The organism is Methylobacterium sp. Leaf111 (assembly GCF_001423285.1).
Classification (GTDB): Bacteria; Pseudomonadota; Alphaproteobacteria; order Rhizobiales; family Beijerinckiaceae; genus Methylobacterium.
In genome coordinates, this window is the sequence record NZ_LMNE01000074.1 from 109,768 (window position 1) to 126,577 (window position 16,810).

Consider the following 16,810-nt stretch of genomic DNA (forward strand, 5'->3'; position numbering starts at 1 on the left):
GTTCGGGGCGCCCGATTAGGCTTCGCCGCCGGACCCGGGTGTTTCGTCGGGTCCGGAGCCGAGCGAACGCCCGCGCACCTGTGCCTTGCGACGGCGCAGGTTGTCGCGCAGGGCAGCCTTCAGGCGCTCGGCCCGCTGCTCGGCGGCGCTCTTGGGCGGCGCCTTAGCAGAGGTTTCGGGAGACTCCTTCCCGTCGGGTCCGGTCTCGTCGTCCGTCATGGCGCGGAAATCGGGTCAGGCTGGGATCGGATGCGGCGGCGATCCGGTTTGAAGGCTCGCATGGTCCCGGCGCGTTCCATGGTCTCAATCGGGTTCCAGGGTCTTATCGGGTTCGAGATCTTGTCGGGTTCGAGATCTCGTCGGGTTCTAAGGTCTCGTCGGATTCATCTGGCGAAGGGTCGGGGCCGGCACGGCCCGCGCGACCCATCGTCGCCACGTCACCGTGTCGGCTTTGCAGGCCCTGGTCGATGGATGCAAAGCAGGAATGCGGATGTCGACTTGAACCAATTCCAAGTTCACCTGTATCGTCGCCATCGCGTCGGGGAAACCCGCGTCAGGACGAGCATCGTCAGCAACTCCTTCACGGAGTCGGCGCCACGCTCGTCAACGAGACCGATTGCATCAAGGGCCCCCCGCACGAGGGTCCGCGTGGAAACGATCCCGCCAGAGGCCGCGATCCCACCGCCGGCCCCTCAGCCCAAGCGTGAAGGACGGATGCCCGTGAACCGCATGCCCGCGACGATCAAGATCAGCGACACCAAGCAGGGAACGGGCCAGGGAGCGGGCTGCGAGGCCAAGTCTGTGGGATCCATCGGTCAGGGCCGGACCGACTACGAGGCGCATTTCCGCACCGCCCTGGATCGCCTGCACGGCGAGCGTCGCTACCGGGTGTTCGCCGATATCGAGCGCATCGCCGGCCGCTTCCCGACCGCGCATTGGCGCAAGCCCGACGGCGGCACCTCCGAGATCACCGTCTGGTGCTCGAACGACTACCTCGGCATGGGCCAGCATCCGGACGTGGTCGGCGCCATGACCCGCACGGCGGCCCGCTGCGGCGTCGGCGCCGGCGGCACCCGCAACATCGCCGGCAACAATTCGCCGCTGGTCGACCTGGAGCGGGAGCTCGCCGACCTGCACGGCAAGGAGGCCGGCCTCGTCTTCACCTCGGGCTACGTCTCGAACCAAGCCGGCATCTCGACGATCGCCAAGCTGATCCCGAACTGCCTAATCCTATCGGACGCCTTCAACCACAACTCGATGATCGAGGGCGTGCGCCATTCCGGTTGCGAGAAGCGCGTCTTCCGCCACAACGACCTGGCCCATCTCGAGGAGCTTCTGATCGCGGCGGGCGACCGCCCGAAGCTGATCGCCTTCGAGAGCGTCTATTCCATGGACGGCGACGTCTCCGACATCGGCGCGATCTGCGATCTCGCCGACCGGTACGGCGCCCTGACCTACCTCGACGAGGTCCACGCGGTCGGCCTCTACGGGCCGCGCGGCGGCGGCATCTCCGAGCGCGACGGGGTGATGCACCGGGTCGACGTGATCGAGGGTACGCTGGCCAAGGGCTTCGGCTGCGTCGGCGGCTACATCACGGGGTCCGCGGTCCTGTGCGACGCGGTCCGCAGCCACGCCCCGGGCTTCATCTTCACCACCGCCCTGCCGCCGGCCATCGCCGCCGCCGCCATCGCTTCGGTGCGCTACCTCAAGCGCTCGAACGCCGAGCGCGAGGCGCACCAGCGCCAGGCCGCCCGCACCAAGGCCGCCCTGGAGGCCGCCGGCCTGCCGGTGCTGCACACCGACACCCACATCGTGCCCGTGATGGTGGGCGACGCCGAGCTGTGCAAGGCGGCGGCCGACCACCTGCTGGAGCATCACGGCATCTACATCCAGCCGATCAACTACCCCACCGTCCCGCGCGGCACCGAGCGCCTGCGGATCACGCCCTCGCCCTTCCACGACGATGCCCGCATCGCCAAGCTGACGGCCGCGCTCGCCGAGACCTGGGACACCCTCGACCTCCCGCGCGCCGGGACGGTGTTCGTCGAGGCGGCCGAGTAGCCGGCCTCGCCTCAGTTCAGGCGCCAGATCGCGCCGGTGAGCACGGTCGCGAAGCCGACCCAGGCGGCGTAGGGCACCAGCAGCCCCGCCGCCGCCCGGTCGAAGCGCCAGGACAGGCGGATCGTCCAGAGGATCATCACCCACATCGCGGCCGAGACCACCAGCGCCGCCCCGAGGGCGTGCGCGGCGAAGAAGGTCGGGGTCCAGGCGGCGTTGAGGGCGAGCTGCACCGCGAAGGCAACCAGTGCCAGCCGCCACGCCCCCTGGCTCGGACCCGTGCGCGGCTTCACCCCGAGGAGCCGGAAGGCCGAGAGCGCGATCATCCCGTAGAGGATCGTCCAGGCCACCGGGAACGCCCAGTTCGGCGGGTTGAAGGCCGGTTTCGTCAGCCCGGCATACCATCCGTCGATGTTCGGGCCGGTGGCGGACGAGCCGAGCACGGCCGTCAGCACCACCGGCAGGATCGCCGCCGCCAGCCGCCCGGGCAGGGCCAGGGCGGGCGCGGTGGGAATGTGGATCGGCGACGAGGCGGGTGCACGGGACATGACGAACGGGATTCCTTGCCTTGGGCGAGATTTCTCTCACCTTTAGAGGGAGAGGACGCCGCACCTGCGGGTCCGTGCACCGGTCGGCGCGGGCCGGTCAACAGAACCCTGACGGACGAACACGCCCCATGTCGGAACCGAACGCACCGAAGCCGCCTTCGGATGCTGCGCCCGCGTTCGCGAAGCGCAGTCTCGCCGCCCAGGCCCTGGGCCATGTCGACCCGGTGACGCGGGCCGTGGTGGCACCCCTGCACGTGGCGACCACCTTCCTGCGCGATCCCGACAACGGCTACAGCTCGGGCTTCTCCTACGCGCGCCCCGACAACGCCACCGTGCGGGAGGCGGAGGCCGTGCTGGCGATGCTGGAGGACGCGGCGGCCGGCGCCCTGCTGTTCGGCTCCGGCATGGCGGCGGCCACCGCCGTCTTCACGGCCCTGGAGCCCGGCGACCACGTGGTGGCGCCCCGGGTGATGTACTGGGGCCTGAAGCGCTGGCTCGACGCCGAGATGCCGCGCCGGCGGATCGCGGTCGATTTCGTCGACATGGACGACCTGCCCGCCCTGGAACGGGCGATCCGGCCCGGCACCACGACGCTCGTCTGGATCGAGACCCCCGGCAACCCGCTCTGGACGGTCACCGACATCGCCGAGGCCGCCCGCCTCGTGCACGCGGCGGGCGCCCGTCTCGCCGTCGATTCCACCGCCGCCTCCCCGATCCACACCCGGCCGCTGACGCTCGGCGCCGACATCGTGATGCACTCGGCCACCAAGATCCTGAACGGCCATTCCGACGTGGTGGCGGGGGTGCTCGCCGGGGCCCGGGCGGACGCGTTCTGGGAGCGCCTCGCGGCGATCCGCTCGGGCGGCGGGGCCATCCTCGGCCCGTTCGAGGCCTACCTGCTGATGCGCTCGCTGCGCACCCTTCCGCTGCGGGCGGCGGCGCAGGCCGCCAGCGCGGCCGAACTCGCCCGCCGCCTCCAGGCGCATCCGAACGTCTCGCGCGTCCTCTATCCCGGCCTGCCGGACGATCCCGGCCATGCGGTGGCGGCCCGGCAGATGCAGGGCGGCTTCGGCTTCATGCTGTCGATCCGGGTGCGGGACGGCGAGGCGGCGGCGATTGCCGCGGCGGCGCGGGTTCGGTTGTGGAAGCGGGCGACGTCGCTCGGCGGCGTCGAGAGCCTGATCGAGCACCGGGCCTCGGTGGAGGGGCCGGATTCCCCGTGCCCGCCGGATCTCCTGCGGCTGTCCACGGGGATCGAGGCGGTGGACGACCTGTTCGCCGACCTCGACGCCGCCCTGCGGGACGCGTGAATTTTCGCGTGGTGCGGGGAAGGGGCTTCGCGCGTTGGTGGGCAGAATCATCGCGAGAGACCGCCCGACCATGCCGAAGCCTGCCCTGCTCACCGGAGCCTTCGCGCTCCTCCTCTTCGGCGTGCCCGCCCGTGCCGACAGCGGGCCGCCCGAGCTGAACATCGAGAAGACCTGCCAGTCGGCGGCCTCGGCGAGCGTCAGCGACAATGCCAGCCAGGAAGGTTGCCTGCGCTCCGAGCGTGCCTCGCACGACGAGGTCAAGCGCCGCTGGAACGAGTTCACCCCCGCTGCCAAGCGCCAGTGCGAGAAGCAGTTCGAGGCCGGCGGCTTCCCATCCTACGTCGAGATGGTGACCTGCCTCGAACTGGCGAGCGGCACCGGCCTGCCGAGGCAGGCCGACGATTCCCGCGCCGGCAAGGGCACCGGCAGCGCCACCAAGGAGCCGAGTCCGGCCCAGCGCACCGACCCGATCAAGGTGCTCGAGAAGCAGTGACGCGGGTCCGGGCCGGACGACTCGCGGGGCGGACGTCGTCCCGGTTCAGCTCGAGGAGGCCGGCACCTCGTCGGCGAGCCAGGTCGGCTCGGCCCGACCACGGCCGGCCTCGGCTGCCCCGCCGCGGCTCTGCGCCAGGGCGGTGAGCTCCGGCGCGCGGGCGGTGTCGTCCACGGTCAGGAACAGGCACCGGGTCTGCGAGATCCGGCCGAGGCGGGCGCTGCTCGTCAGCACGCTCTGGGCCGGGCTCGACAGCAGGCCGAGCGCCACCGGAGCCATCCAGAGGGCGAGCCAGGGATCGCCGGCGAAGGCGAGGCCGCCCGCCAGCAGGGCGCCCGCCACGAGGGTGTCGACCTGGAGCCGGCAGGCCTCGGCCCACGGTACGCGGCGGTCGTCGCGCACCTGCGCGTCCCAGCGCACGACGCGCCCCACGAAGGTGGTGGCGACGGCGCCCGCCGCGAACAGCGTCATCACCGGCCAGAGCAGGACCCAGATCGCCTGTTCGAGGACGGCGCTCTTCAGGAGCGCGGCGGTGCCGCCGAAGGCCGCGCGGCGTTCGGCCGAAGCCAGCACGTGGCCGAGGCTGAGGAGCTTCGGCACGGCCAGGATCGTGACCACCAGGGCGGCGAGGGCGTGGGCGGCGGCGCCCGTGCCGGTCAGGCCGTAGCCGAGCAGGCCGAGATCGCCGGTCCGTGCCGCCTGGAGCGTGCCGAAGGCGAGGAACAGCACCCAGAGCGGGCAGGCCACGTAGGACAGGATGCCGACGGCGAGGTGCCAGCGGCTGGCGGGGCGCAGGCCCGGCATGGCGGTGACGCGCAGGTGCTGCATGTTGCCCTGGCACCAGCGGCGTTCGCGCCCGAGGAGGTCGACGAGGTTCGTCGGCATCTCCTCCCAGGTGCCGCCCATCTCCGGCAGTAGGCGAACCTCCCAGCCGGCCCGGCGCAGGAGCGCGCCCTCGACGATGTCGTGGCACAGGATCTCGCCGCCCAAGGGGGCCTTGCCGGGCAGCACGGGCAACGCGGCATTGTTGACGAAGGCCGCGACGCGCACGATGGCGTTGTGGCCCCAGTAGCTGCCGTCCGGCCCCTGCCAGGTCTCCAGGCAGCGGATCGCCAGCGGCGCGTAGAGCCGCACGGCGAATTGCTGGATGCGGGCGAACAGGGTGTCGCGCCCGGTGGCGTAGGACACGGTCTGGATCAGCCCGACCCGGGGGTTCTCCTCCATCAGCCGGGCGAGGCGGCGCATGGCGCTGCCGGTCATCAGGCTGTCGGCGTCGAGCACGATCATGAAGTCGTATTCGGGCCCGTAGGTCTTGCAGAACTCCGCGATGTTGCCCGCCTTGCGGCCGGCATTGTCCCGGCGGCGCCGGTAGCGGATGCGCGGCAGGCCGGGGCCGTGCTGGCGGGTCCAGGCTTCGATCCGCGCGAATTCATGCTCCTCGATCGCCGCGATGGCCCCGTCCCGCGTGTCGGAGAGAACGAAGATGTCGATGTCGCCGCCGTCGCCCCCGGCCCGCTGCAGCGAGCGGGCCATGACGCGCAGCGCCGCGAACACCGCCACGGCGTCCTCCGCGTGGATCGCCACCACGGCCGCCGTCCGGCTCAGGCCCGAGGCCTCCGCCGGCACGGTGAGGGAGCGTCGCTCCAGGGCGGATTTCGCCCGGTCGCCGAAAGCCGTGGCGACGAGGCCGTAGACGTATTGCCAGGCCACGAAGGCCTGCCAGGTCATCACGAGGGCGAACAGCCCGAGCACCGCCCCGCCGAGGAGGCCGGACGGCGTTCCATAGGCGCCGAGCGCCAGGGCGGCGACGAGAGCGCCCAGGGCGAGGGGCGGGAGAGCCAGCAGCAGCCGGCGGGCCAGGACCGCGGCGGAGAAGGAACCGCGCGCCTCGGGCGAGAATTCCAGCGGACCCGGGATTTCAGCCGCCGGGGCGTCGTGCGACAACCTGTGGGACATGGGGCGCGGGAAACTCGAAGGAGGGGACACCGTGATCCCTCGACCGGGCGGGCCGGCGAAAGGGAACAGATGCGCGATGGCGAGGGTCTCGAGGGACGCGGACAGACCGAGTCCTTCTCGCGGCGGCAGACCCTTCGGACCACGCTCAGCGTGGCCGTCGGGATGGTCCTGCCTACCGCACACGATCTGAATGCGGGCCGAACGCGCGCGGCGGCTCCCGATCCCCTATCATTCGAGGTCGTGAAGGCGAAGGCGCGGGCGCTCGCGGCGCACCCCTACCAGGCCCAGCCGGACGATCTGCCGCCGCCGCTCGCCGGCCTGTCCTACGACGGCTACCGCGCCATCACCTTCCGGCCGGAGGCGAGCCTGCCGCTGGGCCGCCGCTTCTCGGCCCAGCTGTTCCATCGGGGCTTCCTGCAGCGCAAGCGCGTCGCCCTGTACCGGCAGCCGCGCAACGGTCCGGCCCAGCAGATCCCCTACGCCCCCGACCTGTTCGACCTCGGACCGAGCCTGAAGGGGCAGAGCTTTCCCTCCGACCTCGGCTTTGCGGGCTTCCGGCTGCATCATGCCTTCCAGGTCGACCGGCCGGCGGACCAGGAGGAATTCCTGGTCTTCCTCGGCGCCTCCTACTTCCGGCTGCGCGGGTTCGGCCAGGAATACGGGCTCTCGGCCCGCGGCGCCGCCCTGCGCACCGGGGGACCGGGCGCGGAGGAATTCCCGGACTTCACCGCCTTCTGGATCTGCGAGCCGGAGCCCGATGCCCGCACCATCGAGATCTATGCCCTGCTCGATTCCCCGAGCCTCGCCGGGGCCTACCGCTTCCGCGTGGCGCCGGGCGACCCCTCGGTGATGCATGTCGAGGCGTCCCTGTATCCCCGCACCGCCCTGGAGCATCTCGGGCTCGCCCCCCTCACCAGCATGTTCCTGCACGGGGCGAACGGGCCCGGCGCGCGGAGCGCCGCGCCCTTCGACGACTTCCGTCCGCAGGTGCATGATTCCGACGGGCTGGCGGTGGTGACCCGGGGCGAACGGCTGTGGCGGCCCCTGGTCAACGGCCGGGCGCAGCCGCAGATCTCGGCCTTCGGCGTCGACCCCCTGGAGGGCTTCGGCCTGCTCCAGCGCGCCCGCGACTTTCCCGCCTATCTCGACGTGCAGGCCCGGCACGAGGCGCGGCCCGGACTCTGGATCACGCCGGAAGCGGGGTTCGGGGCCGGCGCGGTCCGGCTCTTCGAGATCCCGTCGCGCGAGGAGTACATGGACAACATCGTGGCGGCCTTCGTGCCCGGCGCGCCTCTGCCGGCCGGGACCGAGCGAGCCGTGTCCTACACCCTCACGACGGTCGGGGCGGAGCCGGCGACGGTCGTGCCCGGCACCCTCGGTCGGGTCGTCTCCACACGGGTGGGTTCGGCCGAGCGCCTGCGCCCGACCACGCCGCCGAGCCCGGATCGTCGCCTCTACGTCATCGATTTCGCGGGGCCGGGCCTGCCGGCCGACCGCGGGGCGGACCTGGCCGCCGACGCGTCCGCCAGCGCCGGCACGATGGTCGACCCGGTGGTGGAGTTCGTGCCCCAGACCGGCGGCTGGCGGCTCTACGTCGAGTGGCGGCCGCCGACGCCGCTGCCGGCGGGCGACGTGATCCTGCGCGCCCGCCTCGTCCGGGACGGCCGGGCCGTAACGGAGACTTGGGACGCGGTCGCCTGACGATCCGCCCATACGATCTGGCCATGCCGGCGGTGGGTTTGACCTCCCGGCGGCCGGCCCTGTAGACACCCGGCCCCACCCGGAGACGCCTCATGGCCGCCATCAACACGAGTCTCGCCGCCGAACTCGGCGTCGCGGAATGGCAGGTTAAGGCCGCGGTCGACCTGCTCGACGGCGGTGCGACGGTGCCGTTCATCGCGCGCTACCGCAAGGAGGTCACCGGCACTCTCGACGACGCGCAGCTGCGCACCCTGGAGGAGCGCCTCGCCTACCTGCGCGATCTGGAGGCCCGCCGGGCGGCGGTGCTGGAGGCGATCGAGGCCCAGGGCAAGCTCGAGGCCGGCCTGAAGGCGCGGATCCTCGCGGCCGACACCAAGGCCCGGCTGGAGGACCTCTACCTGCCCTTCAAGCTGAAGCGGCGGACGAAGGCGCAGATCGCCCGCGAAGCCGGGCTCGCCCCCCTCGCCGAGGCTCTGCTGGCCCGGCCCGACCAGTCTCCCGAGGCGGCTGCCCGGGCCTACGTGGACGCGGGCAAGGGCGTCGCCGACGTCGAGGCCGCCCTGGAGGGTGCGCGCGCCATCCTGATCGAGCGCTTCGGCGAGGACCCGGAGCTGGTCGGTTCGCTCCGCGAGACCGGCTGGCAGCGGGGCCGGATGGTCGCCACGGTGAAGCCCGGCAAGGCGGCGTCCGGCGAGAAGTTCTCGGATTACTTCGACTTCTCGGAAGCCCTCGCGAAGCTGCCCTCGCACCGCATCCTCGCCCTGTTCCGCGGCGAGAAGGAAGAGGTGCTCGACCTCGCCATCGCCGACGCGGTGGGCGAGGAGCCTGCCAAGGGCCAGCCCGGTTCGCAGGAACTGCGCATCGCCAAGACCTTCGGCATCCGCGACCAGGGCCGACCCGGCGACGCCTTCCTGATGGAGACGGTGCGGCGGACCTGGCGCACCCGCCTGAAGCCCGCCACGGACACGGACCTGCGCGCCCGGCTCTGGGCCGTGGCGGAGGCCGGCGCGGTCACGGTCTTCGCCGGCAACCTGCGCGACCTCCTGCTCGCGGCCCCGGCCGGGGCGCGCCCGACCCTCGGGCTCGACCCGGGCTTCCGCACCGGCGTGAAGGTCGCGGTGGTCGACGCCACCGGCAAGGTGGTGGCCACCGACACGATCTACCCGCACGAGCCGCGCCGCGACTGGAACGGCGCCCTGATCGCTCTCGCCAAGCTCTGCCGGACGCACAAGGTGGAGCTCGTCGCCATCGGCAACGGGACCGCCTCGCGCGAGACCGACAAGCTCGCCGCCGAACTCATCGCCAAGCAGCCCGAGCTGAAACTAACCAAGGTGATGGTCTCGGAGGCCGGCGCCTCGGTCTACTCGGCCTCGGCCTATGCCAGCGCGGAGCTGCCCGAGCTCGACGTCTCGATCCGCGGCGCGGTCTCCATCGCCCGGCGCCTGCAGGACCCCCTGGCCGAGCTCGTCAAGATCGAGCCGAAGGCGATCGGCGTTGGCCAGTACCAGCACGATCTGGCCGAGGGGAAGCTGGCGCGCTCCCTCGACGCGGTGGTGGAGGATTGCGTGAACGGCGTCGGGGTCGACGTGAACACCGCCTCGGCGCCGCTGCTGGCCCGGGTCTCGGGCCTCACCGCGCGGGTGGCCTCCAACATCATCGGCCACCGGGACGCCCACGGCCCGTTCCGCAGCCGCGCCGGCCTGAAGAAGGTGGCGGGGCTCGGGCCCAAGGCCTACGAACTCGCCGCCGGCTTCCTGCGCATCCGCGGTGGGACCGATCCCCTCGACGCTTCGGGCGTGCACCCGGAGGCCTACCCGGTGGTGCGCCGGATCCTTACCGCCACCGGCCAGCCGATCCAGGCGTTGATCGGCAACACCGGCGCCCTGCGCAGCCTGGACCCGAAGGTCTTCACCGACGCGACCTTCGGCCTGCCCACCGTCACCGACATCCTGTCGGAACTGGAGAAGCCGGGTCGCGACCCGCGCCCGGCCTTCCGGACCGCGACCTTCCAGGAGGGGGTCGAGAAGATCGCCGACCTGAAGCCGGGCATGCGCCTGGAGGGTGTCGTCACCAACGTGGCGGCCTTCGGCGCCTTCGTGGATGTCGGGGTTCACCAGGACGGTCTGGTGCATATCTCGATGCTGGCCGACCGGTTCGTGAAGGACCCCCGCGAGGTGGTGAAGCCCGGCGACGTCGTGCAGGTCCGGGTGGTCGAGGTCGATCCCAACCGCAAGCGCATCGCCCTCACGATGCGCTCGGACGAGGCCGGCGCGCCGCGTCCCGCCGCCCGCCGCGAGGCGCCGCCCGCTCCGGCTCCGGCCGCGAGACCGGCACTGCGGGCTAATCCGGCGCCGGCGCCCGAGGCCGGCGGCGCCCTGGCCGAGGCTCTGCGGCGCGCGGCCCTCGCCAAGGGAATGCCGAAGCGCTGAGCGCCCCGTCCTCGCCCGGCGGGTGCCGATGGCGCGCCGCCGGGGACGGGCTCACGGGGACACGTTCAGTGGAAGAACGGCAGCGCGTGCGGCGCGTAGAGGCCGAAGCCCAGCAGGGCCAGGCCGGCGACGCCCAGGAGCCCGCCGCCGACCACCAGGGCGAAGATGCCGGTGATGACCTCCGCCGAGGCGAGCACGATGCCGATCTGGAAGGCGGCCGAGGCGATCTCGTAATGGTGGTAGCGGTGCAGGGCGAGGTCGCGCACCTCCTGCGAGTGCCGCGCCTTCTCGGCCAGTTCCTTGCGCCCCTCGCCGGTGGCGGGCTCGCTGTCCCAGCGGGCCATGGTCTTGGCCCACTCGGCGCGCTTGGCCTTCACGGCCTCGGCATTCGCCACCTCCGGCGGCAGCAGCGCCAGGGTCTCGTCGGCGGTCTTGAGGACCGTGCCCCGGATGGTGCGGGCCTGGAAGTAGGCCCACTGGTTGGAGGCCTCGACATTGGCCCCGAGGGCGTCGGTCTGCGCGCCCTTGGCCAGGGTCTCGGCCAGCGCCAGGAACAGCGCCAGCACCGAGATCAGCAGCGCGACGCGCTTGTTCGAACCGCTGCCCGCCCCGTGACCACCCGACATGCTGCCTCCTCCTGATTTGGATGGCGGCAGTCACACCCGATCGCGTCGGCGAGCGCAAGACGCTTTCCCGTCAGTCCGGAAAACCCACGCTAGTTCGGAAACACGTGGCCGCCGATGATCCGCAGGCCCACGGGGCTGCCGGCGGCGAAGCGGTTGGTGTCGGCGGCCTCCACCACCACGGTCTTGCCCTCGGGCCGGTCGACCTCGATGCGCTGACGCCCCTGCGTCCGGTAGGATGAGCGCACGACGCCCTGGAGATGGGCCTGATCGCCCTCGGCGAACTGGAGCTGCCAGGGGCGGGCATAGAGCTTGACCGGACCGACGAGGCCCTCGGGGGCCCGCACCGGCGTCAGGCGGCCGTCGACGCGGACCTCGCCGCCCTGCGCGATCGCCTCGACCTCGATGGTGTCGCCGAGGAACTTCAGCACGGTGGCGGAGACCGGCGCCTCCTGGACCTCGTCCGGAGTGCCGACCTGCTCCAGACGGCCCTTGTCGAGCACCGCGACACGGTCGGAGAGCTCCAGGGCCTCGTCCTGGTCGTGGGTCACGAAGATCGTGGTCTGGCCGGTGCGGTCGTGGATCTCGCGCAGCCAGCGGCGCAGGTCCTTGCGCACCTGGGCGTCGAGGGCGCCGAACGGCTCGTCGAGCAGGAGGACGCGCGGCTCCACCGCGAGCGCCCGGGCCAGCGCGATGCGCTGCCGCTGTCCGCCGGAGAGCTGGCTTGGATAGCGGTCAGCGAAGCCGGAGAGCTTGATGAGGTCGAGGAGGTCGCCGACCCGGCGCTTGATCTCGGCCTTGGCCGGGCGCTCGGACCGCTTCCGGGCGTTGAGTCCGTAGGCGATGTTCTCGGCGACACTCATGTGTTTGAAGAGGGCGTAGTGCTGGAACACGAAGCCCACCGCGCGCTGCTGCACGGGGAGCCGGGTCGCGTCCTCGGCCCCGAAGACGATGCGGCCCGCATCGGGGAAATCGAGGCCGGCGATGATGCGCAGCAGCGTGGTCTTGCCCGAGCCCGAGGGGCCGAGCAGCGCCAGCAACTCGCCCGCCCGCACGTCGAGAGAGAAGTCGTGCAGGACCGCGGCCGTGTCGAACGTCTTCGACAGCGCCTCGACCCGGATGGCGGTGGAGCCGCCCACCCGCTCAGTGGCCCCGGGCGCCCGCGGCGATCTCGTCGGCGTAGCGCCATTCGAGGAGGGATTTGACGCAGAGGGTGACGAGGGCGAGGCCGGCCAGGAGGGAGGCGACGGCGAAAGCGGCAACGAAGTTGTACTCATTGTAGAGAATCTCCACGTGGAGCGGCAGCGTGTTGGTGAGGCCCCGGATGTGGCCGGAGACCACCGAGACCGCGCCGAACTCGCCCATCGCGCGGGCATTGCAGAGGAGCACGCTGTAGAGGAGGCCCCAGCGGATGTTGGGCAGCGTCACCGTCCGGAAGGCGTGCCAGCCGGACGCCCCGAGGGTCAGCGCCGCCTCCTCCTCCGCCGTGCCCTGCTCCTGCATCAGCGGGATGAGCTGGCGGGCGACGAACGGGAAGGTGACGAAGATGGTCGCCAGCACGATGCCCGGTACCGCGAAGATGACTTGGACGTCGTGATCGAGCAGCCACGGGCCAAGGATGCCCTGCGCCCCGAAGACCAGCACGTAGATCAGGCCCGAGACTACCGGCGAGACCGAGAACGGCAGGTCGATCAGGGTGACGAGCAGGTTCTTGCCCCAGAACTCGAACTTGGCGACGGCCCAGGAGGCCATGATCCCGAAGACGAGGTTGAACGGCACCGCGATGGCGGCGGTCAGCAGCGTCAACCGGATCGCCGCGTGGGCGTCGGCCTCGGTGAAGGCGGCGAGGTAGGCGGCAAAGCCCTTGGCGAAGGCCTGCGCGAACACGGTGAGGAGCGGCAGCACCAGGAACAGCGCCAGGAACAGGATCGCGACGGCGATCAGCAGCCAGCGGATCCAGCGCCCCTCGGTGACGACGCTGGCCGGACGCGCCTCGGCGAGGGTGACGGGGGCGAAGGTCTCAGACATAGCCGAATCTCCGCCGGCTCCAGGCCTGGATCAGGTTGATGGCGAGGAGGGTGAGGAACGAGATGCCCAGCATGATCGTGGCGATGGCGCAGGCGCCGCCGTAATCGTACTCGGACAGCTTGATGACGATGAGGAGCGGCGCGATCTCGGAGACGTAGGGCAGGTTGCCGGCGATGAAGATGATCGAGCCGTACTCGCCGACCCCGCGGGCGAAGGCGAGGGCGAAGCCCGTGAGCACCGCCGGGATCAGCGGCGGCAGCACCACCCGCACCAGGGTGTGGACGCGCCCCGCCCCGAGGGTGGCGGAGGCCTCCTCGATCTCCTTGTCGATCTCGGCGATCAGCGGCTGCACCGTGCGCACCGCAAAGGGCAGGCCGATGAACACCATGGCGATGTAGATGCCCACGGGCGTGTAGGCCGCCTCGATGCCGATCCGCGCCAGCTGCGCGCCGACGAGGCCGTTGGGGGCGTAGAGGGCGGCCAGGGCGATGCCGGCCACGGCGGTGGGGAGCGCGAAGGGGAGGTCCACCACCGCGTCGACGATCTTGCGGCCGGGAAACCGGTAGCGTGTCAGCACCCAGGCGATGAGGAAGCCGAACGCCGAGGCCGTCAGCGCCGCCAGGAGGGAGACGCCGAAGCTGACGCGCAGGGCGCTGGCCACGCGTGGATCGGTGGCGACCTCCCAGATGCCCGCGAAGCCGAGGCCGGAGGCACGCGTCACCAGAGCGGCCAGTGGCAGCAGCACGATCAGGCCGAGGCAGGTCAGGGTGTAGCCGAAGGCGAGCCCGAAACCGGGGATCACGCTCGGACGGAGGAAGCGGCGCTTCGCACGGGTCGGCGGGTTGGCGCGCGGGGGCGGGGCCATGGTGGTGTCCTGCTCAGGTCTCGGGCCCCGCCCGGGTAAGCGCGGGGATCGGGGAGCGCCGGGTCAGCGCCCCGCCTTGCTCAGCTGGTCGAACAGGCCCCCGTTGTCGAAATTCTTCTTCTGAATCTCGTCCCAGTCGCCCTGCAGATCCTCGATCTTGAACAGCTTAAGCTCGGGCAACTGCGCCAGGTCCTCGGGCTTGGCCGCCGCGCGGTTGAGCGGGCGGTAATGGTGCTTGGCGAAGATGGCCTGCGCCCGGTCGGAATAGAGGAACTGAAGATAAGCCTCGGCCTGTTTGCGGGTTCCCTTCTTGTCGACGTTGACGTCGACCAGGGCGACCGGGGGCTCGGCGTAGATGGAGGTCGGCGGCACCACCACATCGAACTTGTCGCGGCCGAACTCCTCGAACACGAGGTAGGCCTCGTTCTCCCAGGTGGGCAGCACGTCGCCGAGGCCGCGCTGCGCGAAGGTCACGGTGGAGCCGCGGGCGCCGGTGTCGAGGACCGGGACGTTCCTGTAGACCGCCCCCACGAAGGCGTTGGCCTTGTCGGCGTCCTTGCCCTCCTTCTCGTAGGCGTAGCCCCAGGCTGCGAGGAAGTTCCAGCGACCGCCGGCGGAGGTCTTCGGGTTCGGGGTGATGACCTTGATGTCGGGTTTCACGAGGTCGCCCCAGTCCGTCACGCCCTTCGGGTTGCCCTTGCGCACGAGGAACACCACGGTCGAGGTGTAGGGCAGGCCCTGGTTCGGCAGCTTCGTCCGCCAATCGGGGACGATCTTCTTCGAGATCCGGCTGATCGCGTCGATGTCGGACGGGATGCCGAGGGTCACTACATCGGCCGGAATGCCGTCGATCACCGTGCGGGCCTGCGAGCCCGAGCCGCCATGTGCGGCGCGCACGGTCAGGGTCTCGCCGGTCTTGGCCTTCCACTCCTCGGAGAAGGCCGCGTTGATCTCCCGATAGAGCTCGCGAGTCGGATCGTAGGAGACGTTGAGGAGCTCGGTCTGGGCGCAGGCCAGGGTCGGCGCGAGCAGGGCCGCGGCGAGGCCGGCGCCGAGCAGGACTGCATGGCGGCGGGTGCGGCCGGTGGTCCGGGAAGAAGTCTCGCTCACGGGGGTCTCCGAATCTGGCTCGCGCAGCCGGAGCGGAGGCATCCGCATCGCGACCCCGGCGGTGCTGGTTTCGTTCGTTTTAACGAACGTTGTCAAGCGTCGGACTTGGGTCGGATAAGCCGGTATGGGTCCCTTCGTTCCCCGGAGACCCCCCGATCGAAAGCGAATTTACCTCGGGGGAGAACAGGATACTCCCTCGGTTCTCGACGGAAGAAGAAACTGCTGGTCGCGTCGGGGTTCTATAGAAAGGACATTTCCATCATTTTTCGAAGCTGGTCGGGTGTCCTGCGCCGGGGGGAGGCGATCGCCGCGATCGGTTGGCTTCACCGCGGAAGAAGGGTGCCCGGTGCCCGCCCCCTCGAGGATGAGGTCGGGGGCGCGGGCCCACCCGGCCGAGGCCACGCCGAACACCCCGCAGGCGGGAGCCTCGGGGCATCGGGGACCGCCTCAGGGCAGGATCCCGGCTACCGCTGGCGGCAGGCGGGAATGTGAGGGTGGCTGAGGAATGGGGCGCGCCGGCCTCAGGCTACGGCGCGGAACGCTCAGTCCGTCGCGACGGCGATGAGCGAGAACAGGGACGCCAGCAGGATGTTGCCGACGACGACGAGGGCGAGCGTGATCATGGAACTGCTTCGTGTGAGAGCGCGGCGGAGTGCGCGTGCTCATCGGATCAACGCACCACTAGCGATCCCGGCGTGAACCGTCCGTGAATTCACGCACATGCGAGGGCAAGATTCGGAAACGCGGTAAACGGGCCACACCCGGGGCTCAGCGCTTACCCTTGCCGAGCCGGGCGAGCAGCGCCTCGAGCCGTGCGCTCGGCGGATCGGCCACGATCTCGGCGTAGAAGGAGCGAAGGGTGTGCCCGAGATGGCGGCGGACGCTGGGGCCAAGCGTCGGCGTGGCGGGCCGCACCCCATCGGCTCCGGACGAATATTCGCTTCGGGTCTTGGGCATGACTCGGACCCCGGCCTTCGCATCCCGCGCTGCGCACGAGGCAGGGCGGTCGAAGCGTGACAGTGGCACCGATCGGTTAAGGATACGCTGACGCCGCGATGGGTCCGGCGCGCCGGTGTTGCAAGCGCCGCAAGACTTATCAAAGGTTGTCAAGCGCATAGGATAAAATCGCAGGGCTAAAAAAAACCTCTGCCGGCGCCCTTCGGCGGAAATGGCGACCGGCCAAAGACTTGGCCGTTCAAGGGCGGTTCGGGTCGATGGTGAAACGGCTAACGGAGGGTTTCCGGTGATGGACGAATCCGTCTGGATTCGCTTACAACATCCAAGCTCACGGCGCCGCAGAGTGGTTGTTTCTCGAACTCCCGCAACCAATAACGGGAATTATAACCGGCATGCAGAATATTACCATTACTGATCGAGAACGTGATGCTGTATTAGCCGCGCTTCGCTATTATCAATTCTATCGTTTGCAGGGGCATCCCTTCAGCCCGCATCAGGATCACTTGATTGATGCTATTGCGAGCGATTCCGGGGAAGCTCTTGATCTGGCAGAGATCGATGATCTCTGCGCTGGCCTGAACGGAAACGACCACGCTCTCGCGGCCGTCACCAGCGCCTGAAATCCGTAGGCAGGTGGGGCGGATGCCGTCGCCGCCCCCGATTCACCCCAACCCGTAAGACCCGCGCCGGCCCCTGATGACGGGGCCAGCGCTCCCCCGGGCCCCATGGCCG

The 16,810-nt window shown here is 70.7% G+C and carries 15 protein-coding genes; 6 read left to right on the top strand and 9 right to left on the bottom strand.

Annotated features, from left to right (window positions below; genetic code table 11):
* Positions 1-15 precede the first annotated feature (15 nt).
* Positions 16-219, bottom strand: a complete 204-nt coding sequence (locus ASF41_RS23255) for a hypothetical protein (protein ID WP_056497535.1) — start codon at positions 217-219, stop codon at positions 16-18.
* A 495-nt stretch (positions 220-714) separates the two neighbouring features.
* On the opposite strand from ASF41_RS23255, the gene hemA reads away from it, so the two are divergent.
* Positions 715-2,061 (top strand): 5-aminolevulinate synthase, encoded by a 1,347-nt coding sequence (hemA, locus tag ASF41_RS23260; protein ID WP_056276278.1) that lies wholly within the window; start codon positions 715-717, stop codon positions 2,059-2,061.
* A gap of 11 nt (positions 2,062-2,072) precedes the next feature.
* Here hemA and ASF41_RS23265 read toward each other — a convergent pair whose 3' ends face one another.
* The gene (locus ASF41_RS23265) at positions 2,073-2,606 is read right to left on the bottom strand and encodes a TspO/MBR family protein (protein WP_056218624.1); all 534 of its coding nucleotides are present in this window, start codon (positions 2,604-2,606) and stop codon (positions 2,073-2,075) included.
* A gap of 128 nt (positions 2,607-2,734) precedes the next feature.
* Here ASF41_RS23265 and ASF41_RS23270 point away from each other — a divergent pair, with 128 nt between their 5' ends.
* Both ASF41_RS23270 and ASF41_RS23275 read left to right on the top strand, forming a co-directional pair.
* On the top strand, positions 2,735-3,916 hold the full coding sequence (locus ASF41_RS23270) for a PLP-dependent aspartate aminotransferase family protein (RefSeq protein ID WP_056497540.1): 1,182 nt from the start codon (positions 2,735-2,737) through the stop codon (positions 3,914-3,916).
* Between the two features lie 70 nt (positions 3,917-3,986).
* The gene (locus ASF41_RS23275; RefSeq protein WP_056276272.1) at positions 3,987-4,409 is read left to right on the top strand and encodes a hypothetical protein; all 423 of its coding nucleotides are present in this window, start codon (positions 3,987-3,989) and stop codon (positions 4,407-4,409) included.
* Positions 4,410-4,454: 45 nt separating this feature from the next.
* On the opposite strand, the gene mdoH is transcribed toward ASF41_RS23275, so the two are convergent.
* Positions 4,455-6,365: a glucans biosynthesis glucosyltransferase MdoH gene (gene mdoH, locus ASF41_RS23280; RefSeq protein ID WP_082504757.1), complete on the bottom strand. Its 1,911-nt coding sequence runs from the start codon at positions 6,363-6,365 to the stop codon at positions 4,455-4,457.
* A gap of 240 nt (positions 6,366-6,605) precedes the next feature.
* Here mdoH and ASF41_RS23285 point away from each other — a divergent pair, with 240 nt between their 5' ends.
* Both ASF41_RS23285 and ASF41_RS23290 read left to right on the top strand, forming a co-directional pair.
* Positions 6,606-8,066, top strand: a complete 1,461-nt coding sequence (locus ASF41_RS23285; protein ID WP_056497608.1) for a glucan biosynthesis protein — start codon at positions 6,606-6,608, stop codon at positions 8,064-8,066.
* Positions 8,067-8,158: 92 nt separating this feature from the next.
* Positions 8,159-10,495: a Tex family protein gene (locus tag ASF41_RS23290; protein ID WP_056381858.1), complete on the top strand. Its 2,337-nt coding sequence runs from the start codon at positions 8,159-8,161 to the stop codon at positions 10,493-10,495.
* A gap of 65 nt (positions 10,496-10,560) precedes the next feature.
* Here the strand turns inward: ASF41_RS23290 and ASF41_RS23295 are convergent, their stop codons facing one another.
* The 6 genes from ASF41_RS23295 to ASF41_RS23320 all read right to left on the bottom strand — a co-directional run bounded on the left by ASF41_RS23295 (position 10,561) and on the right by ASF41_RS23320 (position 16,078).
* Positions 10,561-11,121, bottom strand: coding sequence for a DUF4337 domain-containing protein (locus ASF41_RS23295; RefSeq protein WP_056218638.1), 561 nt, complete (start codon positions 11,119-11,121; stop codon positions 10,561-10,563).
* A gap of 89 nt (positions 11,122-11,210) precedes the next feature.
* Complete coding sequence (locus ASF41_RS23300) at positions 11,211-12,257, bottom strand: sulfate/molybdate ABC transporter ATP-binding protein (RefSeq protein WP_056276262.1); 1,047 nt, start codon at positions 12,255-12,257, stop codon at positions 11,211-11,213.
* 4 nt (positions 12,258-12,261) lie between these two features.
* Entirely contained in the window at positions 12,262-13,146 is an 885-nt protein-coding gene (cysW, locus tag ASF41_RS23305) for a sulfate ABC transporter permease subunit CysW (RefSeq protein ID WP_056497543.1), read from the bottom strand.
* Positions 13,139-14,011 (bottom strand): sulfate ABC transporter permease subunit CysT, encoded by an 873-nt coding sequence (gene cysT, locus ASF41_RS23310; protein WP_056497546.1) that lies wholly within the window; start codon positions 14,009-14,011, stop codon positions 13,139-13,141. Before cysT ends, cysW begins: the two co-directional genes overlap by 8 nt.
* Positions 14,012-14,074: 63 nt before the next feature.
* On the bottom strand, positions 14,075-15,121 hold the full coding sequence (locus tag ASF41_RS23315) for a sulfate ABC transporter substrate-binding protein (protein ID WP_056497613.1): 1,047 nt from the start codon (positions 15,119-15,121) through the stop codon (positions 14,075-14,077).
* Positions 15,122-15,889: 768 nt separating this feature from the next.
* Positions 15,890-16,078: a hypothetical protein gene (locus ASF41_RS23320; protein WP_056218648.1), complete on the bottom strand. Its 189-nt coding sequence runs from the start codon at positions 16,076-16,078 to the stop codon at positions 15,890-15,892.
* Between the two features lie 392 nt (positions 16,079-16,470).
* Between ASF41_RS23320 and ASF41_RS24535 the strand changes: the two genes are divergently transcribed.
* Positions 16,471-16,698, top strand: a complete 228-nt coding sequence (locus tag ASF41_RS24535) for a hypothetical protein (protein ID WP_082487457.1) — start codon at positions 16,471-16,473, stop codon at positions 16,696-16,698.
* Positions 16,699-16,810 lie beyond the last annotated feature (112 nt).

Excerpts from the sequence above, each read along its gene's own strand:
- ASF41_RS23255 (WP_056497535.1), bottom strand. The coding sequence starts at position 219 with ATGACGGACGACGAGACCGGACCCGACGGGAAGGAGTCTCCCGAAACC.
- hemA (WP_056276278.1), top strand. The coding sequence starts at position 715 with ATGCCCGTGAACCGCATGCCCGCGACGATCAAGATCAGCGACACCAAG.
- ASF41_RS23265 (WP_056218624.1), bottom strand. The coding sequence starts at position 2,606 with ATGTCCCGTGCACCCGCCTCGTCGCCGATCCACATTCCCACCGCGCCC.
- ASF41_RS23270 (WP_056497540.1), top strand. The coding sequence starts at position 2,735 with ATGTCGGAACCGAACGCACCGAAGCCGCCTTCGGATGCTGCGCCCGCG.
- ASF41_RS23275 (WP_056276272.1), top strand. The coding sequence starts at position 3,987 with ATGCCGAAGCCTGCCCTGCTCACCGGAGCCTTCGCGCTCCTCCTCTTC.
- mdoH (WP_082504757.1), bottom strand. The coding sequence starts at position 6,365 with ATGTCCCACAGGTTGTCGCACGACGCCCCGGCGGCTGAAATCCCGGGT.
- ASF41_RS23290 (WP_056381858.1), top strand. The coding sequence starts at position 8,159 with ATGGCCGCCATCAACACGAGTCTCGCCGCCGAACTCGGCGTCGCGGAA.
- ASF41_RS23295 (WP_056218638.1), bottom strand. The coding sequence starts at position 11,121 with ATGTCGGGTGGTCACGGGGCGGGCAGCGGTTCGAACAAGCGCGTCGCG.
- cysW (WP_056497543.1), bottom strand. The coding sequence starts at position 13,146 with ATGTCTGAGACCTTCGCCCCCGTCACCCTCGCCGAGGCGCGTCCGGCC.
- cysT (WP_056497546.1), bottom strand. The coding sequence starts at position 14,011 with ATGGCCCCGCCCCCGCGCGCCAACCCGCCGACCCGTGCGAAGCGCCGC.
- ASF41_RS23320 (WP_056218648.1), bottom strand. The coding sequence starts at position 16,078 with ATGCCCAAGACCCGAAGCGAATATTCGTCCGGAGCCGATGGGGTGCGG.
- ASF41_RS24535 (WP_082487457.1), top strand. The coding sequence starts at position 16,471 with ATGCAGAATATTACCATTACTGATCGAGAACGTGATGCTGTATTAGCC.